Origin of the sequence: Chamaesiphon polymorphus CCALA 037 (assembly GCF_003003845.1) — a bacterium.
GTDB lineage: Bacteria > Cyanobacteriota > Cyanobacteriia > Cyanobacteriales > Chamaesiphonaceae > Chamaesiphon > Chamaesiphon polymorphus.
In genome coordinates this window covers 1-21,561 of record NZ_PVWO01000042.1, presented here as the reverse complement: position 1 = coordinate 21,561, position 21,561 = coordinate 1, and the positions used below count along the sequence as shown (strand labels likewise).

Below are 21,561 nucleotides of genomic sequence, written 5' to 3'. Positions count from 1 at the left end.
CACGTCCGGTTTGGGGAGAGGAATGAAGAAACACATAAACCGTAAGGTTTAGAGGTGCGCTTTGTTCCTACTCCATTCAGTCCGCTACTGGCAAATATAGTCCTACACGGATTAGAAAATGTCGGTCACGAACTAAGATACAAACCCGCAAGAGGAGGTAGCAGTGAAGACACTATCAAAGGATTCCGCTATGCGGATGACGTGGTATTTTTGCTGAAACCTCAAGACAATGCCGAAGACCTCAGACGACACATTGATAACTTCTTGGAAACGAGAGGATTAAAAGTCAAAGAAGCCAAAACCAAAATCGTACATAGTACAGATGGTTTCGACTTCCTCGGGTGGCACTTCATAGTTAAACCCAATGGTAAATTCATTTCGACACCAAGTCAAAAAGCTACAATCAGCATTAAGGCTAAAGTTAAAAAAGTGATGAAAGACAGTCGGTTCACTTTAGAACAACGCATTGACAAGTGCGGTGCGATAGTTCGAGGGTGGAGAAACTATCATCGATTCTGCGATATGAGCCAACATAACCTATGGGCAATAGCCTACTGGACATGGAAGTTCATTCGCAAACAAGGAAGATACGACCGCAACCAAACCAATAAGGTTATTAATAGAGCATTTCCCGCTGTAAAATGGGCAGCTTGCAGATTCAACAATGTAACGGGAGATAAATCCCCTTACGATGGAGACTTTTTGTACTGGTCAAAACGGGAAAATGCAAACTATGACGGAATAACGGCTCGACTTCTGAAGAAGCAGAATCATAAATGTGCCGAATGTAACCTATCGTTCTTTTCTGGTGACATCGCAGAATTACACCACATTGACGGCAACCATGATAATTGGAAGCCATTAAACTTGGAAGTTTTGCATCGAGAATGTCACCAGCATCAGACCATTCATGGTCAGGTGAGAGTCCGAACAGCGGGTTAGACCCGACTCAGTAGGTGTCAAACTAGGAGCCGAGTGCAGTGAAAGTTGCACGCTCGGTTCTGAAGGAGAGGTGTCCTAGAGTAATCTAGGCATCGACTCTAATCAATGCATCAAAGTGCCAATTGAGCTAATCTAAGGTAAGTTACAGGACTGTTTTGCCATGTCGATCGCTTATTATGAAGGCCAGTTTGTAGAACGCGATACCATCCGCATCAATCCTGCGGATTTTGGTTTTGCGCGCGGCGTCACATTGTTTGAGCTAGCACGGGTTTATGGGGGGAAACCATTTTATCTGCTAGAGCATCTGCAACGGCTGGAACGTGGAGCCAAGATGCTAAATATTCCGTTGTTGACATTACCAGAATTGGCAGATCTGACGCGTCAGGTAATCGTGCGTAATGCCTATCCACACAGCGCGGTCAAATTTTATCTGACTGTCGGTGAATGCGATCGACCTAGCGGCAGCAGTTATAATGCCTGTGAGGGGTTCACGCCACATTTGATGATTTTTGAGGATGAAGTCACTCCCAAGCATCCTGAGGCTCCCTATGGGCTGGAGCTGTACAAATCCGGCCAACGGTTGAAAACTGTGCCTTACGATCGCGAGTTACCGATGCTCAAGACTACCAATTATCTGACGGGTTTTTATGCAGCGCGGCAAGTGGCAGGCTCGGATTACGACGATATCCTGTTTACACATCGCGATGGTTATATTACTGAAGCGACGCGCAGTAATTTTTTCTGCGTTATCGATAATGTATTGGTAACTCCCCATCGCGGCATGTTGCTAGGCATCACGCGGCATGTCTTGCTGGAACTAGCCGCAGAACTAGGCATCAAAACGATCGAGCGCGATTTATTTCCCGCCGATCTCGCGCAAGCGACTGAAGCTTTCACGACTGGTAGCATCGCCGAACTAATGCCAGCACGATCGATCGATGACAATAATTTAGCTACCACTATGGATGGGAAAATCTTCACCGCTCTGCGCCAAGCTTTTTCAGCCAAAATTCAGGCATAAGCTCGATCGCGTCGATCTCAGCTCTAAACATTATTGCGATCGGATAAGAATATATAATTGACAATATATCTTGTCCCAGTGTCGCGAACTCACGCATTAGCCATCGCTCCACCTGCGGATAACTCCAGATGGATAGTTTTGTAGATGGCGATTGATGTACGGGCATTGCTGGAGGGACTACGGTGACTCTGGACGAACGAGTAAGCACCACAATTGAGGCGACGGGATCGCAAGATCGATCGTGGCGATTTTGGTTTACGGTGCCGATCTATCCCTACAGTCAGCGACGCACGATTCGGACGGAAATATTACCAAACACAATTTGGACATTCGAGCAGCTTCAGGGCATCTTTTATGTAGTAGTACCGATTCGGATGACGGTGGTGAAGCTCTCTGGTGGTGGTTTGCTCGTCTATGCACCCGTAGCACCGACAGAAGAATGTATCGACTTGGTAAATGAGCTAGTTGCCATTCATGGCGACGTTAAATATATCATTCTGCCGACGATTTCGGGGTTAGAGCACAAAGCCTTTGTTGGGCCATTTGCACGCAAATTTCCTCAGGCGCAAGTCTGGGTAGCACCCGATCAATGGAGTTTTCCAATAAATTTACCATTAAGCTGGCTGGGTTTTCCGAGCGATCGCACGTATATTTTACCCGCAGATAGCTCTCAAACGCCGTTTGGCGACGAGTTCGATTACGCTATTTTAGGGACATTGCTAATTTCGAGCACTTTAGCCAATTATTCTGGGCGCGGACAATTTGCGGAGGTAGCTTTTCTGCACCGTCGATCGCGGACACTATTAGTTACCGATACGATCGTGTCGTTGCCGAGCGCGCCACCGCAGATGCTCGAACTCGAACCCTACCCACTATTATTTCATGCTAGAGATCGCGCCAGCGATCCGATCGTCGATACCCCCGCCAATCGTCTCAAAGGCTGGCAGCGGATTTGTCTATTCGCTCTATATTTCCAGCCCAGCGTACTAAAAACTCGCAATTGGTTTCAAACCTTCGGCGATGCAGTTACCGCCCCAGAGCGCAGCCGCGAGAGCTATTTTGGCATTTATCCATTTGACTGGAAACCTAACTGGGAACAAACATTCCTAGACACGCGAGATAATGGTCGAGCCTTCGTCGCTCCCATTCTCCAAACATTAATTCTCAACCGCGCCCCCCAACAAACGATCGCCTGGGTCGATCGGATCGTACAATGGGATTTCGATCGGATTATTCCCTGTCACTTTGATGCGCCAGTTATCGCGACGCCTGAAGCATTTCGAGCGGCTTTCTCATTTCTCGAATGTCGCTCTACACCTGCGGAATTACCCGCCACCGACATGCAGCTACTCCGAAAAATCGATCGGCAATTGGTGTGGTTGCGACTGATTGTCGCCGCCAAAGATAAAATTTAGGGTTTAGGCTTTAGGGTTTAGGCTTTAGGCTTTAGGGTTTAGGCTTTAGGGTTTAGGGTTTAGGCTTTAGGGTTTAGGCTTTAGGGTTTAGGCTTTAGGCTTTAGGGGTTAGGCTTTAGGGGTTAGGCTTTAGTGCTTAGAGTTTTGCACACATACTTCAATCCAGCGGAGCCGAGCGAACACAATTATGTCTGATTTTGTCAATATCTTAGAACGTGCGGCTCAATCTCACGATCGTCCGAGTACGGCAGAAATGGTAACTGCTCTACAACAGGCAGAACTAGCAGCTAAAAAAGATAAACTAGACATTCCCTTTGCCTCATTGCTAGGTGAATGGCGGCTCTGCTTTGCCACTGGTGCGAGCAAAGACAAAAAACGCGGTGGCATTAAATTAGGACGCGGCTATTATCTGCCCAAATTTACGCCAGCATCGATTACTTTTACCAGAGAGACTGATGACTCGATCGAGGGCACTGTTACCAATAAATTACTAGTCGGAAGCATTTATATCCAATTTACCGGGCCTTGTCGCTATCCTGGGAAAAAGAATTTACTAGCATTTGATTTTACCGAGATTCAAATTAAAGTACTAGGAGTAACAGTTTATCAAGGTAAAATTCGCAGCGGCAAAAGTGGCAGCAGAGATTTTGCCCGATTATCGGTTGCCAATTTACCGTTTTTTGCTTTTTTCTGGGCTAGCGAAAGTGGTATCGCCGCACGCGGACGCGGTGGTGGCTTGGCTTTGTGGGTAAAAGATCGATAATTATTTTTTGCTGGTATCAAGTCAGCGATTGAGGCTGGTGCAAGTGAATAGTGAATAGTGGATAGTGGATAGAGTGACAGTATCGATCGAAATTATGGCAGCTAAAAATTAACGATCGCGCGATCGATCTGGCTTATACTAATGTTCGATCGAACTATCTAAACAAGCTGAAATCCATACCCTATATAGGTAGTAATTCCTATATTAATCGATCGCTAATTGCCAAATGTCCCGCCACTGGATTTAACACCATCCTATCGATCTAATGAGTAAATATACTCAAAACTTCTCGATTGATATCGATGAGAATTACCAGAAATCTATGTGGTTACTGAATTAAATATTAAAGACTAAGTGTACTTATAAGGTTGGTGCTGTTAGGTTTCGTGCCTCTGCTTGGTGCAACGCACGCTGTAGGCGAGCGAAAGCGAGACGTGCCGAAGGCGGAAACCTCAGCGCGTAGGGCTTCGCCCCGCCGAAGGCGTATGCATCCGCAACCCAACCTACATACTCCCAACTCCCAATTCCTAACTCCCAACTCCTCATGAAAACCATCGACCAAATTAACGACAAGATTGGCAAAAAACGAGCAGTGGTATGGACGGTAGACGAGGTTAAGACTAAAGTTGCCGAATTAGGCATCGCCAAAATTGCCGAACTAGTAGATGTAATTACCACTGGGAGTTTTGAACCGATGGAATCATCGGGAGCAATTCTCAACTTAGGACATACAGATCCGCCGATCAAGATTCGCTCGTGTACGTTGGATGGAGTACCTGCTTATGCGGGGTTTGGAGCTGTCGATTTGTATCTGGGGGCAACGCAATTAGTCGATTTTGCTGGCGAAATCGGCGATGGGGACGAGCGCAAAGAGCGCGGTGGTGCTCATGTAATTGCCGATTTAATTGCTGGCAAAGGTGTGACGCTACGCGCGATCGGTCAAGGGACAGATTGTTATCCTCGTGCTACCTTCGATACCACGATTACGAAAGATTCGATCAATCAATTTTACCTCTACAACCCCCGTAATTTGTACCAGAACTTCATTGTAGGGGTAAATGGGGGCGATCGGCAGTTGTACACCTATTTAGGCCCCTTACAGCCGCGATTGGGTAACGCGGTCTACTCGAATACAGGGGCAATTTCGCCGCTATTAAACGACCCCGATCTCGATGTCATTGGCATTGGGACGCGAATTTGGTTGGGCGGGGGGATTGGTTACGTTGCCTGGGAAGGGACTCAACATTTTCCACTGCAAAAACGCGGCGAAAATCGCACGCCCATTGGCCCCGGCGCGACGTTAGCTTTGATTGGCGATGCCAAACAGATGGATCCTAATTGGGTGCGAGGCTGCTATCTCAAAAATTATGGCCCTTCATTAATGTTGGGTGTTGGGGTACCGATTCCGGTCTTGAATGCGGATGTTGTGGCGCGGTGTGCGGTACAGGATCGCGATATCGTCGCGCCAATCGTCGATTTTTCGATTCCGCGTCGGGTGCGTCCGACTTTTGGACTAGTCAGTTACGAACAATTAAAATCGGGAAAAATTAAAATTGAAGGGAGAACTGTCAGAGTAGCTCCCCTAGCCAGTATTTATCGATCGAGGCAGGTCGCAATCGAGTTAAAAAATGCCATCGATCGCGGGGAATTTTTGTTGACAGAAGCTGTATCTTCATTACCGCGAGATCGGACATTTATTCCACAAGATCGCCGTCAAATGCCCAGCCTACTTGAAGATTAGTTTAGGCTTGGTACTATTGTTAGAATAACTACTTATCCGTAGCATAATTAGTTTCTAGAATTATGCTATCACGGACACATCATATAACTTATTTATAAAGCTATAGTGCCTAATCATACCCAGCACAATTTATTTATAAAGTTATGTCAAATAAATACAAAATTTTAGATCGAAGTGTAAAGAAATTGTGAAGTAATGGCGATATCCTCAGATGCGATCGTAAATTATGTTATTGAAGGTCTAAACTCTTGTTGTCTACAAGCCAAAACATATAGCGATCGCGATTTACCCCGGTAGTTTCGACCCGATTACATTGGGTCATTTAGATATCATCGAACGCGGTAGCAAGCTGTTCGAGCGAGTTGTAGTGGCAGTCCTGCGAAATCCCAGCAAAACGCCATTATTTACTGTCGAGCAACGCCTTTGCCAAATTCGCACAGCTACCAAACATTTACCACAAGTAGAAGTAGATAGCTTTGATGGATTGACCATTACTTATGCTAATCTTATCGGCGCACAGGTGTTGCTTAGAGGACTCAGAGTTATGTCTGATTTTGAGAAAGAGCTACAAATGGCTCACACGAATAAAACTTTGTCTACAGATATAGAGACGGTGTTTTTAGCAACTTCCACGGAGTATGGTTTCCTGAGCAGTAGCATTGTTAAAGAAATCGCTAGATTCAACGGCTCGATCGACCATCTTGTTTCACCTCACGTTGCATCAGAAATCTACCAATGTTACAACAATCCCACTACCCCACTCTAGCTGACGAAACTCCATCTAACATCTTAGAATATCGGAACGTCGAGTCAGAAGTTAAACCGATCTCCATTGAGTATTTAGATATTTTTGCCGTAATCGATCGATTAGAGGCAAAAATTTTAAATAGTCCGCGCGTACCATTGACGGGAAAAACGATCGTCAATGAAGAAGAACTGCTGGAACAATTGGACGCGATTAGGTTGAACTTACCAGAAATAGTTAATACCGCTCAAGAAATTCTTCAGTACAAAGATCGATTGATTAGGGAAGCGCAGCAACAAGTTCAGCAAATCTTGGCGCAAGCAAATCAACACGCTTATCAAGTTGCTAATGAGTTGGGCATAATCGATCGCTCCGAACAAGAAGCCAGACAAATCCGGCAAATGGCGATCGCCGAATGCGAGCATCTCAGACAACAAGCAATAATTGAAATAGAACGGGTGCGCGAGCGTAATATTCAAGAAATCGAACGGATGCGCGAGCAAGCACTCGCCGAATGCCAACTGATTCAATCGGGCGCAGATGAATATGCCGATCGCGTCTTATATACGATGGAAGAACGATTGACCGATATTCTTCAAGCCATCCAACAAGGTCGCCAACGGCTCAACAGCACAGAGCATGAGTCGTCCAATGTCGATCTTCGGCAAGCTAGTTGAATTAATTGATAATTGATAACTGCGGATGTTGTTGGTGCGCAAGATAGCTTGCGCCTGAGTCTGCAAGTCGAACTCGCTCTGCGTTAGCCCAACTTGCTAGTTGCTAACGGATCGATCGGCGAATGCGATACCAAACATCCCCGCATCGAACACATCCCCGACTTCTTGGAGAAGTCGGGGATGTAGTGCTTTAGTATAAAAAGTATTTAGACTTGATGTAGAACGATGACCGAGATTTCGGGACGGCAGTTAAATCGGGCTTTGGGTGGGCCTGTAGTGCCGACCCCCGGACTTACGTAAATCTGCATCTCGCCGATGCGATAAAGACCATTGATGTATTTCTTGCCCCACGGGGGTGTCACTCTGGGTGCAAATGGTAAAACTATTTGTCCGCCGTGAGAGTGTCCAGACAGTTGCAGATCGAATCGATCGGTTCTAGCGGCAATATCGCCAAAATCTGGTTCGTGAGCCAGTAAAATATTCGTGCCAGTGGCGGGTAATTTAGAAATTGTCTTGGCAATATCTGCCCGTTTGAACCAGACATCATCGACGCCAGCAATATTGAGCAGATGCCCTTGCCGCTCGATCGAGTAAACGTCATTATTTAATAACTTTACGTTACCTGCTTTGAGCGCGCGTTCGATCGGGGTGCTATTTTCCCCACGATCGTGATTGCCCATAGTAGCGATGACTCGATCTTTAGCTTTGAGAATCCCAAAAGCATTAGCGAGCATTTCTTCGGCTTTACTAGCATTCTTGGTGATGTAGTCCCCCGTCAGGACGATCGCGTCTGGTTGTTGTTGGTTGGCTAGTCTAGCAACTTTGGCTAACTGATTGCGATCCATCACTGCCGAGCGGGCGTGGAGATCGGTGAGTTGAACTATTTTATATCCTTCAAAGGCTGGATCTAGTCCGGCAATTTTGACATCGATCTGTTTGATTGCAAACCAGCGTGGTTCTATACCTTGGGCATAAACGCTAGTAGCAAATAAAATCGCGATCGCCACCAGCAGAAATTTAATTGAATTGAGAATTAATTTTCGCCAGTGCCTAATAATTTTGTTACTCATCTGGATGACTCAATTATGACTGGTTAAGATTAGCTACCATTCTAACCAGGATGATTCCTGAAAATTGTGACCGAGCGCGCTAAGAGTTGGGAGTGAGGAATGCGAAAAAGGTGGATCGCATCTTAGATCCGTAACACTGAATTTAAGGAATAATGGAAAATGGTAGGAATTTAGGCTGAATGCGACCAGAGGAATTATTTTGAGTGAGTACTTTGCTACAGTCGCTAGAGGTTTAGAAGAGTTAGCCGCAACAGAACTAACTGAATTAGGGGCGCAAGCGGTAACTCAGGGCTTTTGCGGCGTGGCTTTTGAGGGCGATCGCGAGTTGCTCTATCGTGTCAATTTGTGGGCGCGATTGCCGTTTCGGATTTTGGTCAAATTGGGAGAATTTCCTTGTGCTGACGATATCGAACTTTATGATGGCATCCAACAAATCGATTGGGGCGAATATCTGACGCCAGAGTTGACGCTAGCAGTAACGGTGACGGGGAAAAACGAACAGTTAAATCACAGCCACTTTACGGCGATTCAGGTCAAAAGAGCGATTACCAAACAACAGACTGAAAAATTTGGCGCGCGATCGAATGTCGATATCGCCGATCCTAATGTCCGCATCAACGTTCATATCGAGAAAGATACTTGTACCGTCAATCTCGATAGCTCTGGCGGTAGCCTCCACCGACGCGGCTATCGATCGGCTGTCGGTGACGCACCGCTCAAAGAGTCCCTAGCCGCTGCTTTGATGAAAATGTCCGGTTGGACGCCCGATCTCGCATTTGTCGATCCGCTGTGTGGTTCGGGCACATTGCCCCTAGAAGCGGCGATGCAGGCACTAAACATCGCTCCGGGCATTTTTCGCGATCGCTTCGGCTTTGAGAGCTGGCTAGACTTCGATGCGGAACTATTCGATCGATTGCTCAAGTCGGCAGAAGCAGGCGAAAAGCAAGATCTCCAAGCGACAATTATCGGCAGCGATCGCAACCACGACATCATCGAACAGGCACGATCGAATGCCCGTAGTTCGGGAGTCGAACGCTATGTTAATTTCTTACAACGAGAATTAGCTGATGTCGAAGCCCCTAGCGATCGTGGGATCTTGCTCTGCAATCCTCCCTACGGCGAGAGATTGGGACGCGATGAAGATTTGGGTGCTTTTTACAGATTGCTAGGCGACGTGCTCAAAAATCGCTTTAAAGGGTGGACGGCATTCGTCCTCAGTGGTAATAAAGAATTAGCCAAATCGATCGGCTTGCGATCGGCACAACGCACGACTGTTTATAATGGGACGATCGCGTGTCAACTGATGAAATACGAGCTGTATTGAATCTCCGCCGACATTCAGGAAAACAGAGTTAGCAGTGGGTATCTTAAATTAGGGCGGCAATCGATACTGCCAAGTATGCGATAACTTCTGCTCTACAATAAAGCTACACAAAAATCGCCAAACACCTCTTCAAAAGTTGAACCACAACTCTCTCAGATTGTTTTATCTGTGGAAAAGTTTTGCATGTCTAAAAATCAAACGGCAGATCCAGCTAGCGGGACTGTAAATTTTACGCCCTATTCGGCGATCGGTACCAATCTCGACGACGTGAGCAAACGCCGGAGAGAGCACGATCCCACACCTTTAAATCTGCAAGTATGTTGGTATGTAACGCCCGAACTAGCCGCCACATTAGATCCCGTTATTTTGGATCGAACGAGTGTAGACGCACAGCCAATCTATGGCAGATTATTAACCTTCGATCTGGAGACTCTCACGCAACTTCGCGATCGTTTACCCGATCGGATTCAGTCTCAAATCCCTGTTAGCTGGCAACTTCCCGCCGATTTGTGGGGATATGCTTTTTTTGCTTGTCCGTTACCACCCGTGACGACCTTTAGTGCAGATCAATATGCTAGGGGCGATCGAATGGTGCTCAATGGCGATGGGATGCTGTATCGGCTGGGATTTGAGGATGGACGCGCGATTCTCAAAACGCGGATGATGAAAACACCGTGTTATTATGCCGATCTTGCCGCTCAATTAGTGCCTAAATTCGACAAGATTGGCTATCGGTTTCTGGATGGTGGGATGGTGCGTCACAGCCTATTGTTAGGCACTCGCAACCAAATGAATACCGCCTTTGTGGCGACCAAAGAGCATCTACTAGCAACCTTCGATGCCGCACGTCCGCATATCATCGATCCTGACTCTCTGGAACTGCTAGAACCGATCGGTGCAGCCAGCAATTGGCAAGGATTAGCACCAAAACAACCCGCTTGGCTGACGCAAGTTTTTCAGCCTTATTCCAATCCCGCTCACCCCGTTTGCGACCATTTACAGTGTACCGATGCGCCTGCTGGGGAATTTATTACCGCTAACTATTCTGCGGGATTGAGCTTACTCAGCGCGATCGATCGATTCAGACGCTGGTATAAAGGTAAACTCGGTCGCGATGGCGTAATTCTCAAAAATCCTTGGGGTGCTTTTACCAGTCTGGTGCGGTATCGATTTGACAGCAAAACTTTTGAGAAATGGCGGTTAGTGTTGCCAAATGGCGAACCTGTCATCATCCAACAAGCCATTCACCAGATGGCATTGACGGAAGATTATATTATCGTCGGCGATATTGCTTTTAAGATCGAACTATCCCAAATTTTTGCACCATTCTTATTTGGTGGAATTCGGAAATATTCAGTCAAAATTGGCTACTGGTTATCGCTAGTATTTCTACAATTAATCCAGCCAATTCCCTATGCTAACTTGTATTTAGTCAAGAGATCGGATCTCGATCGACCCATTTCGCCAGGGGAAGAACCAACCATTACCGCCGTTAAAATTATTTTGCCCCGCGAAGTTTCGCACTTTGTTACCGATTATCGCAATCCCAACGGCAAAATTACCCTGATGTCGGCGCATAATGGCGGCTGGGACGTAACTGAATGGATCGGCGAATACGATGAATCCGTCAATCTCGACTGCGAAAAAACGCCCCCACTCACCAAAGGGATCGAAGCGATCGCGGGGGTCAATAATGGGCTACCATCAGTACCACCGCAGAAATGCTTGCGGAAGGAATTTCGGGGATTCCAACCTTCACCCGTCGATCTCAATAGCGTCGCACGCTATACGATCGATGCCAATACTGGTGCAGTCCTTGAGGCGCATTTTCTCAGCGATATCGGCGATAATCCCAGCAAATGCAATACTTGGTCGGTATCTGTCAATACGCACCGCAATCTCAACCGCGATAGCCAACTCGAAACAGGCGAAAAAATTACCAGTTTGTACTGGATGGGGTGGGGATTTACTTGGGAGACGATTCCCAAGCGAATTTATCGAGCATATCGCGATCGCGACAACCGCGTCATCTCGATCGAAGGTTTACCTCAATCCGATATGCCAGCAACGTTACTGCGAATCGATACCGAGCGGATGGAGATTGCCGACAGTTTTGAATTTCCGATCGGTTATTTAGCGCGCAGTCCTCAATTTATTCCCAGCCAAGAGCCTCTCCCAGACGGAAAAGATCCGGCTACTCACGGTTATATCGTCTGCGTCATCATGTCAGACGCCGAACCCGATAATCCCCATACCATTGCAAAAGATGAAATCTGGGTATTCCACGCCGACGATTTTAAAAATAAACCAATTTATCGATTGAGCCATCCCAATATCAATCTCGGACTGACAATTCACTCTACCTGGATTCCGAAGATCGAATTTGGTAAATATTCTGAAGCCGAACGCCAAGCCATGCGCAAACAAACACTCGATCGCGATTTCAATCCCGTCGTTCAAGCTAAGATCTTTCCCCATACCAAAACATTGTTTAGCGAGGTCGTTTATCCTCATTACATCAAACAAACTACCGAAGCCGAGTTAATCGATCTGTGGAAGTAGTTGGTAAATTAATTGAGAATTGAGAATTGAGAATTGAGAATTGAGAACTGGGTTTTAGGACGGAGATTTAAACTCCGTCCTCAAAAAAATCTGCCGCGATCGAGTGGTTGAAACCGCGTGCGATCGGCATAAAAAAAGGAGAGAATCATGATTCTCTCCTTTTTTATGTTGACCTTGGCCGTTGCCGTCTTTGCCTTGGTCTTTAAGTTTTTGCCGTAACATCTGAGTCCGTTTTTTGAGTTGGCGTTGGCGTGCCGAACCGCCTTTACCCTTGTCATTTCTCCCTTCTTTGCGGGGGGATTCCCATCGCTTGAGACGCTGTGACATATATTTTAATTAACTTGTCATTCTATTGTAGCAAATTAGTTTCTCGATCGCAAGACCTCGATCGAGATCTCAAAACTTATTTGTCGATCGAAACCCTTTACCCTTTACCTTTACCTATGCCCCCATTGCCAAACCCGCCAGATATCCTGTCGTCCAAGCACTCTGAAAATTGAAGCCACCAGTAACACCATCGATATCGAGAATTTCGCCTGCAAAATACAACCCCGGACAAATTTTGCTTTCCATCGTTTGGAAATTTACCGACTTGAGATCGACACCGCCACAGGTGACAAATTCTTCTTTAAATACGCCTTTGCCAGTAATTTGATATTCACCGCGATTGAGTTCGTTAATTAAGCGATCGAGTGTTTTATTAGCCAATCCCGCCCATCGATCGGTAGATTGAATGCCAATATGACTGGTCAGTGACTCCCACAACCGATGTGGAATTGGCACGGGGCAACTGTTATAGATCGTTTTTTGGGGTAATTGAGATTTGACAGATAGGATTAATTCGCGCAATTTGTCGGGGCGATACTCTGGCAACCAATCGATAATTAAAGTGGTTTGATAGCGCGCCTCCGCGAGCAATCTGGCACCCCAGGCCGATAATTTGAGCGCGGCTGGCCCGCTGACACCCCAATGGGTGATGAGTAATGCCCCTGTTTGCGTCAGCGAATTCTTCCCAGCACCCGCGAGCTTGACGGTAGCCGATTTGACGCTGACGCCTGCTAATTCCGCCAAACGCGGATCGGGAATATTGAAGGTAAATAACGACGGTACGGGGGGCGCGATTTCATGTCCCAATTGTTGCGCCCATTTATAGGCACTGGGATTGCTCCCCGTCGCTAATAATACTCGATCGGCACTCAAAATTGCCCCAGATTTGAGGGTTACAGACCATCCTGACGGCTGTTGGGGGCTAATTTCGGCTACAGCCTCACCCGTCCAGATTTTGACGCCAGCAGCCGCCGCAGCGTCTAATAGACACCGCACGATCGTTTCTGAGTCGTCGGTCGTCGGAAACATCCGTCCGTCGGCTTCGGTTTTGAGATTGACACCGCGTTCGGCATACCAATTGACGGTATCTCGGGGCTGAAAGCGGCTAAAAGCACCGCGCAGAGCTTTATTACCGCGCGGATAGTATTGGACTAATTGAGTCGGCTCGAAGCAGGAATGAGTAACATTACACCGCCCTCCACCAGAGATTTTGACCTTAGCCAAGGGGTGTTTTCCCGCTTCGATTAGGGTAATGCGAGTATCGGGATAAGTTTGGGCGCAGGTAATCGCAGCAAAAAAACCTGCCGCTCCGCCGCCGATAATGATGATTTGCACTGTGGGGAGTGGATGGGTGGATGGGTGGATGGGTGGATGAGTGGATGGGTGGATGAGTGGATGAGTGGATGGGTGGATGAGTGGATGGGTGGATGAGTGGATGGGTGGAACTGCGTTCCACAAGCCTTCTGCCTTCTGCCTTCTGCCTAAAACCTCAAGCCTTCAGCCTAAAGCCTAATCCCTAATCCCTAATCCCTAATCCCTAATCCCTAGCCATGCGCGCGTGGATCGGCTTTATCTTGGGTGGGGACTACTTTGGGTATAAATTTAGAGACTTCGCCTGCGGCGGCGGTATCGGATAGAGGGTTGCCAGCAAGGAGATCGGTTAATTTGGATTCTAAAATCTGGCGGGGTTGCTCGCCGATGGCTTGGGCGAGTACTCGTCCACTATTATCGAAAAAGACAAAGTGGGGAATGCCATCGACGCGGTATTTGGTGACTTCAGGGAGCCATTTGGTATTATCGACATTGAGCATCGAAAAGTTAACTCGATCGCTAAATTGGGACTTGACGGCGGCGAGATCTGGAGCCATGGCCTGACAACTAGTACACCAATCGGCATAAAATTCCATCAGAGTTGGCTTGCCATTAGTTAAGGCAATATCGAGCGGTTGCGATTGTTTGGCTTGAGCTTCGAGGCTGTCGGTAAAGTTTTGGGCGCGAACTCCCAATACGAGTGCAATTACTAAGACGATCGCGATCGTGACGATCGCAAAGTTACGCATCCGTTGTGCGGGAGAAGTTGATTGCATAGGAAAAAATTAAAAGTCAGGATAGTATGTAAACTCAATATATCGTGCCGATCGCAATTGGTGTAAAACCCGATCCGATCGCGCGTTCGATCGAGTGGTAAACTGTCAACTGTTAACTGTCAACTAGTTCCAGATGTTGTCAATCCCCACCTTTCCCGAAGCCGAGTGCGAGATTTTACAATCGTTGGCTGGTTATAGCGATCGAGAGTTAGTGAGCTTACACCAAGAGCATCCCGAACAGGGCAAGTTTTTTACGGCGTTGTTTTGTCGTTATGGCGCGATCGTCCATAGTGTCGTGCAACATGCTGTAGAGTCTCAACTTCAGGCAGATTATCTATTTGCGATCGCGTGGCGACAGATTTTTGGCGAACTGCGACAAGTCAAATTGTCTGCCGATCCGGAAGCAACTAATTGGCAAAACTGGCTGATGGATATTACTGGAAACACGATCGAGCGGATTGAAGTGCCCGCGCCAGCACAGATCCGTTATGCTCTAAACTCCGCGCCGCCACCATTGTGGTGCTATCTGGAACTCGCACTCGATCGCGTACCGCCGTTGTCGCGCTTGATAGTAGTCATGACTCAGAGTCTCAAATGGAACGAGCAGCGGATTTCGGCATATCTACAAGGTGAAGGACGATCGATTCCCGCAGCAGAAATTCCCGCCTATCTAACTGAAGGTTATCAGCAATTAGAAGCTGCGGTACCAGCCGATATTCGCGAGATTTATCTGGCTAAATAATTTAGGTGACATTGCTGATTTTAGATATGAATTGCCCTCAAAACCTGGTTTGGGGGGGGTAATTCGTGAAGCTGCGCATCAAGACAACCTCCCGTTTGTGGGCGACAAGACAAGACACACCCGCCCACACTGCATCGCTCCCTCTGCATGTGTTTGGGTCAAGACAGCGGCTCGCTAAAACGTCGGTGTTGCCGACAGTTTAGCGAGCCAAGACAGTATTTACATACTTATCTGGCTATGGAGCCAGATAAGTATACTGCGAGAGACTGTGTTCGTAGTTTTGTAAAAGGCGTTGGGCTTCGCTGATTTCAATCCGATTTTCGAGCAGTGCTTGTTCGGCTTTTTGACGAATGCTCTCGATTAGATCTTCAACATCATATTGAACGTAACCGACAACTTCAGTCATCGTATCGCCTTTGACGACGTGTTCGATCTTATAACCTTTGGGGGTGAGCTTAATGTGGACGGCATTGGTATCTCCAAATAAGTTGTGGAGATTGCCCATGATCTCTTGATATGCACCGCCGAGAAATAAACCTAAATAATAGGGTTTAGTTGGTTCTAGGGCGTGCAATTCGAGGACGTGTTTGACGTCTTTGAGATCGATAAATTGGTCGATTTTGCCATCGCTATCGCAGGTCAGATCGGCCAAAATGCCCCGTCGAGTTGGTTCTTCACCCAAGCGATGAATTGGCATAATGGGGAAGAGTTGATCGATCGCCCAACTATCTGGAGCCGACTGGAAGACGGACAAATTGACATAGTAGATCGATGCCATGATTTGTTCGAGTTCTTCCAAATCTTCGGGCATGTATTCCTCTCGCTTGGCGATGTCGAGGATTTTTTGGCAACAAGCCCAATAGAGTTGTTCGGCGCGAGAACGCTCGGTGAGCGTTAGATAGCCAAATTTAAAGCGACTGAGGGCTTCTTCTTTAAATTGGTTGGCATCGTAGAAAGCTTCCCGAAAATTTTCTGGGGTGATGCTTTCGTAAGTTTCCCACATATTCCGCACGATCTGATGTTCGGTATTGGTAGTGGGTTGAGGTAAGTCGGTGCGGACTTCGCAGGTACTGAGGACGTCAAAAATTAGCACCGATTGGTGGGAGGCGATCGCGCGTCCGCTTTCGCTAATTAGGGTCGGTACGGGAATATTCTTATCGTTACAAGTTTCGCGGACTTCGGCGACGATATCGTTGGCGTAGTTTTGGAGATCGTAGTTTTTGGAGGCATGAAAATTGGTCTGCGAACCATCGTAATCGATACCTAAGCCGCCACCGACGTCGAGATATTTCATGTTCGCCCCTAGTTGGACGAGTTCGACATAGATTTTACTGGCTTCGCCGATCGCATCTTTGATTACGGAGATCGAGGAAATTTGCGAGCCGATGTGGAAGTGCAGTAGTTGCAAGGAGTCGAGCATATCGACTGCTTTGAGCTTGTCCACCACCATGATGATTTCGGGAATTGTCAGCCCAAATTTAGCGCGATCGCCGCTAGATACGCCCCAGCGTCCGATCCCTTTAGCATTGAGCTTGGCGCGGACGCCAAGATTGGGTTTGATACCGAGTGCTTTTGCTGCTTCGATCGCGATGTCAACTTCTTCGATTTGTTCGAGAACGATAATCGGGGTTTGGTCTAATTTCTGCGCTAGCATCGCGGTTTCGATATATTCGCGATCTTTGTAGCCATTGCAAATTAGCAAGGCTCCAGGGTTATTGAGCATGGCGATCGCAATCATTAATTCTGGTTTGGAACCTGCTTCCAACCCAAACTGATACGGCTTGCCAAATTTAACCAGATCTTCGATCAGGTGCTTTTGTTGGTTGCACTTGACGGGAAATACCCCTTTATAGACGCCGCCATAGTTGTAACGAGCGATCGCTTTAGCAAAACAGGCATTGAGCCGCTCGATCCGATGCTCTAAAATGTCTGAAAACCGAATCAGCATTGGCAAAGCCAAGTTACGCTGCTGGAGAGATGTGACTAGCTCATAGAGGTCTAGAGAGCCGCCACGATCGCCCTGTGGAGCTACAGTAACGTGTCCCGCAGCATTAATTGAAAAATAAGGCTCGCCCCAACCTTGAATCCGGTACAGATTCTCGCTATCCTCGATCGTCCAAGGTGCTTTCGGTCGTTCGGGTTGGTGCTGGTTTTTTACACCCACTTTCGCTTTATCCTTGGGATCTACAGTATTTTTCAATAGTCGATCTAACTCAGCCGTTACGGTTGCCTCAGCTCGCTCTAATTCCATGTTTTTTTCTGCCACTGCCTATCCCATTTCTCCTGTCGTCGAACGGCTTACCGTCTGTTAGTTTAGCGCATTATTCAAGGATCGCTCGATCGATTCGATGCACCTTGATGTATTTAAGATACCCCAGAGAGCGAATAGAACTATAGGGTGTAATATCTATATTATAAATACTTTTGCTAGAGTGCGATAATCAGTCGAAGTGACGGCAATAGTTCGGTCGATCGAGAGAGCCGCTCTGTAGATCGAGACGATCGACAGAGGGCAGGGATAGAGAGCGGATTTTAGAAATGAGCGTGCTTACAACTTAATTCCCAAAAGTTTTAGAGTCATCGGGCCGACATCACCATCAGCAGCCAATCCTTGCTTGAGTTGAAACTTAATTACCGCATCCTTAGTTTGTCGATCGAAAAGGCCATTGACGGCAACTGGAAAGCCAACATTGCTTAAGTGCTGCTGAATCCGCGTCACAACCGCTCCATTATCGCCCAGGCGAAACACGTTGACTACCGCAAAGCCCCCGATCGGGCACCGATCCATCTTGGCGGCGGTTTGGTCGCCAAAATTACCATCGACAGTCACTCGCTCGGTGGGATTGTAACGATTCCACAAGCTCTGAAAAGCTTTCACTCCCAAAGTACTGACATCATCCCGTCCGTTAGTGTTAAAAAAATGTACCGGATCGTTCCCGCCCAGCCATTGCCACCCATTAGCCAGCAGATAGGGTTTCCAAACATTGTAGTTATTCACATCGATCGCCAGACCATCTTCGTGGTTACTATTTCCAGGCTTGGCGGCTAAAGGGATTAATTTGGGATCGCGCTGATAAACGCGATAGAGAATGTGCTGTTGGGCAACCGTCCGAAAGGCCGAATTAATAGTCATTTTTAGGCTGGGTTGCTGGGCGATCCCCGATCGCAGTGCGGCTCGCAAAGCTTCTTTGGCTCCAGTTTGAAGATAGAGATTGAGATGGGCTGCTCCTGAAGAGTTAATCCCTGGTAAGTTCTCAAAGTTAACTAAAATACCAGTCTGCAAGGTATTCATTTGAGCGATAATTTGCCGACTCAAGCCGCTAACGCGTCCGGTTTCGACATTCCGCTCTCGAATCATAGCCTCGATCGCTTCTTTAACTGTAGTCATCTAGTTAAGGGAATAGGTGGATGGATTGCAACTTTCGCGACTTGCACGCCAACAAAGCTGAAGTGAGTCGAAGTCGGGGTGGATGGGTGGCGATTACTAACAACATAATCCGATCGATCCTGCGTGGTGCGCTAAATCCTTAAATCCCGCTCGAAATTAATAATTTTGGGCGTTTCGTCCCGATGGTGTTGTGGGAAGTATGGATATAGGAGTGGTAGATGCACCCTGATTATTCGTCCCTGACTTGCCTTGTTGTAAGTTGGGGCTTTTTATTATTAAAGGTAGAGGGTAGAGGGTAGGGCGTTGCTGAATTGATGTATGAAATGCCCTCGAAAATTAAGGTAGGGGTAATTCATGAATTACCCCTACCTTAATTTTCAGGGCTTGTGTCAAAGGTAAATCATACCTGAATTCAGCAATGCCGAAGGTAGAAGACAGAAGAGGAAAAGGGAAAGGGTTTGAAACTACCTTCTTTAGTCCCCATCCACCCATCCACCCATCCACCCTTGCTGTCTTGATGCGCTTAACCGTCTGGAAACCAGACGAGCGCGCATCGCTCCCCGCTCCAGAAATATCTAAATTAATTTCAAATTCGTCCCGATAGTGCGGTGGGGAGCATGGATATAGGAGTGGTAGATGCACCCTGATTATTCGTCCCGAACTTACTGATGGTAAGTTGGGACTTTTTATTATCCATGGAGGCTGGCGAAAATTGATAAATCCGCAATCGATCGCTCTCATAATAAATTGTGTGAAGATCTGGATGGTGGCGGCGGTAAGTTTCGCACATTTGTAACATTGCTGCCGCAAGTTGGGTGCGTCCGCTGGGCGATCGATAATTACGATAGGTAGGATCGATCAAAACTGAATACGGCACGGGATACTCCGGCTTGTCAGAGATAAAAGGACGTTTTTCGACAAAGATCAGAAGTGTCGTTTGGTGTGGAAATACGAAGCTAGCAGTCGTAACTCGATCGCGATATCGGGTGGTAAATCGAGCGGCATCTTCATACCAACCACGACCGTAAACTTGAGACAATTGTTCGATCGGTGCGACCACAGTCCATTGCTGGTGGGGAAATAGATAGCCGATCTCTACTGCTTTGCGTGCTGCGGCATCGTATTCGAGATAATCGATCTGGGGCGATGGCGGTAGGAAAAAATTGAGGGTAATCGCGAGAAAAATGGTCAAACAAATTGGTGCCGACCAATTGGCCAATAATAATCTCCCGGCTGAAGCGATCGCGATAAATAATAAGCCTACTAGCAAGCTCAAGCCGATCGGGAGCGTAGTTAAGATCCCCGTAAGCATCGCAAAGCCACTAGTCGGAATGGTGGCTAATACCCCTAAAATCAGCCAACCCATACTCAAACTAAACAATGCCATTTGTCGGCCAAAAATTCCGCCAAACCACCCAAATAAAATTAAAATTGGGAGTGTAGGATCGAGAGCTAGCGCGAGGAGAGCGCAGCAACTAGTATTAACGATCGAGGCGGTTCGCTGCGACGATTTAGCAATCTGCGTGCTGCAACCGATCGCCAGAATTACAAACAGTGCGCCTAGTTCTGACTCACTGGCTGCCCACGATCGAATCAAGCCCAGATCGAGCGTGTCTCGCAGCGTACCCAGGCATTGACGAACGCCTAGCGGCAGCCGACTGGGAATCGGCAGATTCCAGGTAAACAGATAGGCTCCCAGACTATAGCTAGCTGCCAATGCTGCCGCACCATTTTTGCTCAGACAGCGCATTGTATAACCAACACCCAGAACTAGCAAAGTGCCGATAATTGCCCCCAACAGGTGGACGACTTGGAGCGGATGAACGCCACTCAATGCCGTCAGAAAGGCCGCCAAGCTAGGGAAAATCGGCAGATAATTAATTTGGGGTAAGTCCCGTGCCAAAATCTGTTGTACGACCAGCAATCGACCGTAGGTATCGGGATGACTGAATCGAAACTCGGTGATGGGATGCTCGAATCGCAGCCATAAAGAGATTGCGCCGATCGACAGCATGACGATTGCTGTTAACAGTAGCGATGGTAAACTGGCACGAGAGCGATGATGACGAGTTGCGGCCAAACTCCGACTCCCCCGCTCTAAGTTTGCTGAATCGTTCGGGTGCAGACGTTCTTTGGGCACAACGGCTCGACTGGGAATCTGCATCCCACTACTATTCGGAACGATACGTTGCGGCGTCCCAACTAGTAGTCGATCTGCGACTAACCGTTCTATCGCTCGCCACGGAGATAGCAGCCACCGCGACAGTTGGGGCAGCGATAAACCCCGATCGAAAATATCGATCGTGGAAAGCGCGATTTGTTGGCTGAGCTGTTGAAATTTGCCGCGATACTGCCAGCGATCGCTAGCAATCCAGCCAATCCCCAAACCAGTCAGATAACATAACACCGCCGTTATCCACGTAAATAAACCCAACTTCGTCCACAATATACCGCCGATGCCGATCGTCGCAGTCGTCCGCACGAAAGCTCCCACAATGCGACTAGCCAAAGACGGGATCGATACCTGCCGAAAAGCCAACAGCGGTAATAAGCCAAACAAAATGATAAATACTAGTACCACCCACCCACTGGTGAGAAGATCGAGAATGAGGGATGGTTGACTGAACACGCGACTGGTACAAAGCTACAATCTCCAGTGTAGTTTGGGTTTTGGCGATCCAACAATGAGGAGATAGCTTAAATTAGGTTTTAGGTTTTAGGTTTTAGGTTTTAGGTGATACCTGTCTAAATGTTAAA

Annotated in this window: 18 protein-coding genes; 11 read left to right on the top strand and 7 right to left on the bottom strand. The window is 47.4% G+C overall.

Features of this window, described 5'->3' with window-relative positions:
- Positions 1–54 precede the first annotated feature (54 nt).
- The 7 genes from C7B77_RS05505 to C7B77_RS05470 all read left to right on the top strand — a co-directional run bounded on the left by C7B77_RS05505 (position 55) and on the right by C7B77_RS05470 (position 7,304).
- Complete coding sequence (locus tag C7B77_RS05505; protein ID WP_219891998.1) at positions 55–942, top strand: group II intron maturase-specific domain-containing protein; 888 nt, start codon at positions 55–57, stop codon at positions 940–942.
- 160 nt (positions 943–1,102) lie between these two features.
- Complete coding sequence (locus C7B77_RS05500; protein ID WP_106301173.1) at positions 1,103–1,963, top strand: aminotransferase class IV; 861 nt, start codon at positions 1,103–1,105, stop codon at positions 1,961–1,963.
- A gap of 182 nt (positions 1,964–2,145) precedes the next feature.
- Entirely contained in the window at positions 2,146–3,378 is a 1,233-nt protein-coding gene (locus C7B77_RS05495) for a DUF4336 domain-containing protein (RefSeq protein WP_106301170.1), read from the top strand.
- A gap of 187 nt (positions 3,379–3,565) precedes the next feature.
- Positions 3,566–4,141, top strand: coding sequence for a hypothetical protein (locus tag C7B77_RS05490; protein WP_106301167.1), 576 nt, complete (start codon positions 3,566–3,568; stop codon positions 4,139–4,141).
- Between the two features lie 544 nt (positions 4,142–4,685).
- Positions 4,686–5,882: a homocysteine biosynthesis protein gene (locus C7B77_RS05480; RefSeq protein ID WP_106301160.1), complete on the top strand. Its 1,197-nt coding sequence runs from the start codon at positions 4,686–4,688 to the stop codon at positions 5,880–5,882.
- A 313-nt stretch (positions 5,883–6,195) separates the two neighbouring features.
- Complete coding sequence (gene coaD, locus C7B77_RS05475; protein ID WP_342761346.1) at positions 6,196–6,648, top strand: pantetheine-phosphate adenylyltransferase; 453 nt, start codon at positions 6,196–6,198, stop codon at positions 6,646–6,648.
- Positions 6,618–7,304, top strand: coding sequence for a hypothetical protein (locus tag C7B77_RS05470; protein WP_106301154.1), 687 nt, complete (start codon positions 6,618–6,620; stop codon positions 7,302–7,304). The genes coaD and C7B77_RS05470 overlap by 31 nt, the downstream gene beginning before the upstream one ends.
- A 206-nt stretch (positions 7,305–7,510) precedes the next feature.
- Here C7B77_RS05470 and C7B77_RS05465 read toward each other — a convergent pair whose 3' ends face one another.
- Entirely contained in the window at positions 7,511–8,374 is an 864-nt protein-coding gene (locus tag C7B77_RS05465; RefSeq protein WP_106301151.1) for a metallophosphoesterase, read from the bottom strand.
- 199 nt (positions 8,375–8,573) lie between these two features.
- On the opposite strand from C7B77_RS05465, the gene C7B77_RS05460 reads away from it, so the two are divergent.
- Positions 8,574–9,698 carry a THUMP domain-containing class I SAM-dependent RNA methyltransferase gene (locus C7B77_RS05460; protein WP_106301148.1) on the top strand — a complete coding sequence of 375 codons (1,125 nt, stop codon included), beginning with the start codon at positions 8,574–8,576 and terminating at the stop codon, positions 9,696–9,698.
- A 183-nt stretch (positions 9,699–9,881) separates the two neighbouring features.
- Positions 9,882–12,260 carry a carotenoid oxygenase family protein gene (locus C7B77_RS05455; RefSeq protein ID WP_106301145.1) on the top strand — a complete coding sequence of 793 codons (2,379 nt, stop codon included), beginning with the start codon at positions 9,882–9,884 and terminating at the stop codon, positions 12,258–12,260.
- Between the two features lie 54 nt (positions 12,261–12,314).
- Here C7B77_RS05455 and C7B77_RS05450 read toward each other — a convergent pair whose 3' ends face one another.
- The 3 genes from C7B77_RS05450 to C7B77_RS05440 all read right to left on the bottom strand — a co-directional run bounded on the left by C7B77_RS05450 (position 12,315) and on the right by C7B77_RS05440 (position 14,674).
- Positions 12,315–12,587, bottom strand: coding sequence for a hypothetical protein (locus C7B77_RS05450; RefSeq protein WP_106301142.1), 273 nt, complete (start codon positions 12,585–12,587; stop codon positions 12,315–12,317).
- Between the two features lie 114 nt (positions 12,588–12,701).
- Positions 12,702–13,922: a BaiN/RdsA family NAD(P)/FAD-dependent oxidoreductase gene (locus C7B77_RS05445; RefSeq protein WP_106301139.1), complete on the bottom strand. Its 1,221-nt coding sequence runs from the start codon at positions 13,920–13,922 to the stop codon at positions 12,702–12,704.
- Between the two features lie 209 nt (positions 13,923–14,131).
- The gene (locus C7B77_RS05440; RefSeq protein ID WP_106301136.1) at positions 14,132–14,674 is read right to left on the bottom strand and encodes a thioredoxin family protein; all 543 of its coding nucleotides are present in this window, start codon (positions 14,672–14,674) and stop codon (positions 14,132–14,134) included.
- A 133-nt stretch (positions 14,675–14,807) separates the two neighbouring features.
- Here C7B77_RS05440 and C7B77_RS05435 point away from each other — a divergent pair, with 133 nt between their 5' ends.
- Positions 14,808–15,416, top strand: coding sequence for an RNA polymerase subunit sigma-70 (locus tag C7B77_RS05435; protein ID WP_106301133.1), 609 nt, complete (start codon positions 14,808–14,810; stop codon positions 15,414–15,416).
- A gap of 235 nt (positions 15,417–15,651) precedes the next feature.
- Here C7B77_RS05435 and speA read toward each other — a convergent pair whose 3' ends face one another.
- Entirely contained in the window at positions 15,652–17,667 is a 2,016-nt protein-coding gene (gene speA, locus C7B77_RS05430; RefSeq protein ID WP_106301130.1) for a biosynthetic arginine decarboxylase, read from the bottom strand.
- A 297-nt stretch (positions 17,668–17,964) separates the two neighbouring features.
- A complete protein-coding gene (locus tag C7B77_RS05425; protein WP_106301127.1) occupies positions 17,965–18,804 on the bottom strand; it encodes a peptidoglycan-binding protein in 840 nt (279 codons plus the stop codon).
- A 418-nt stretch (positions 18,805–19,222) separates the two neighbouring features.
- Here C7B77_RS05425 and C7B77_RS29110 point away from each other — a divergent pair, with 418 nt between their 5' ends.
- The gene (locus C7B77_RS29110; protein WP_146138196.1) at positions 19,223–19,408 is read left to right on the top strand and encodes a hypothetical protein; all 186 of its coding nucleotides are present in this window, start codon (positions 19,223–19,225) and stop codon (positions 19,406–19,408) included.
- Here C7B77_RS29110 and C7B77_RS05420 read toward each other — a convergent pair.
- Entirely contained in the window at positions 19,391–21,433 is a 2,043-nt protein-coding gene (locus C7B77_RS05420) for a hypothetical protein (RefSeq protein WP_106301124.1), read from the bottom strand. The two genes, C7B77_RS29110 and C7B77_RS05420, sit on opposite strands and share 18 nt — an antisense overlap.
- Positions 21,434–21,561 lie beyond the last annotated feature (128 nt).

Coding starts and splice junctions, on each gene's coding strand:
- C7B77_RS05500 (WP_106301173.1), top strand. CDS start 1,103: ATGTCGATCGCTTATTATGAAGGCCAGTTTGTAGAACGCGATACCATC.
- C7B77_RS05490 (WP_106301167.1), top strand. CDS start 3,566: ATGTCTGATTTTGTCAATATCTTAGAACGTGCGGCTCAATCTCACGAT.
- C7B77_RS05480 (WP_106301160.1), top strand. CDS start 4,686: ATGAAAACCATCGACCAAATTAACGACAAGATTGGCAAAAAACGAGCA.
- C7B77_RS05470 (WP_106301154.1), top strand. CDS start 6,618: ATGTTACAACAATCCCACTACCCCACTCTAGCTGACGAAACTCCATCT.
- C7B77_RS05465 (WP_106301151.1), bottom strand. CDS start 8,374: ATGAGTAACAAAATTATTAGGCACTGGCGAAAATTAATTCTCAATTCA.
- C7B77_RS05455 (WP_106301145.1), top strand. CDS start 9,882: ATGTCTAAAAATCAAACGGCAGATCCAGCTAGCGGGACTGTAAATTTT.
- C7B77_RS05450 (WP_106301142.1), bottom strand. CDS start 12,587: ATGTCACAGCGTCTCAAGCGATGGGAATCCCCCCGCAAAGAAGGGAGA.
- C7B77_RS05440 (WP_106301136.1), bottom strand. CDS start 14,674: ATGCAATCAACTTCTCCCGCACAACGGATGCGTAACTTTGCGATCGTC.
- C7B77_RS05435 (WP_106301133.1), top strand. CDS start 14,808: ATGTTGTCAATCCCCACCTTTCCCGAAGCCGAGTGCGAGATTTTACAA.
- speA (WP_106301130.1), bottom strand. CDS start 17,667: ATGGAATTAGAGCGAGCTGAGGCAACCGTAACGGCTGAGTTAGATCGA.
- C7B77_RS05425 (WP_106301127.1), bottom strand. CDS start 18,804: ATGACTACAGTTAAAGAAGCGATCGAGGCTATGATTCGAGAGCGGAAT.
- C7B77_RS29110 (WP_146138196.1), top strand. CDS start 19,223: ATGCCGAAGGTAGAAGACAGAAGAGGAAAAGGGAAAGGGTTTGAAACT.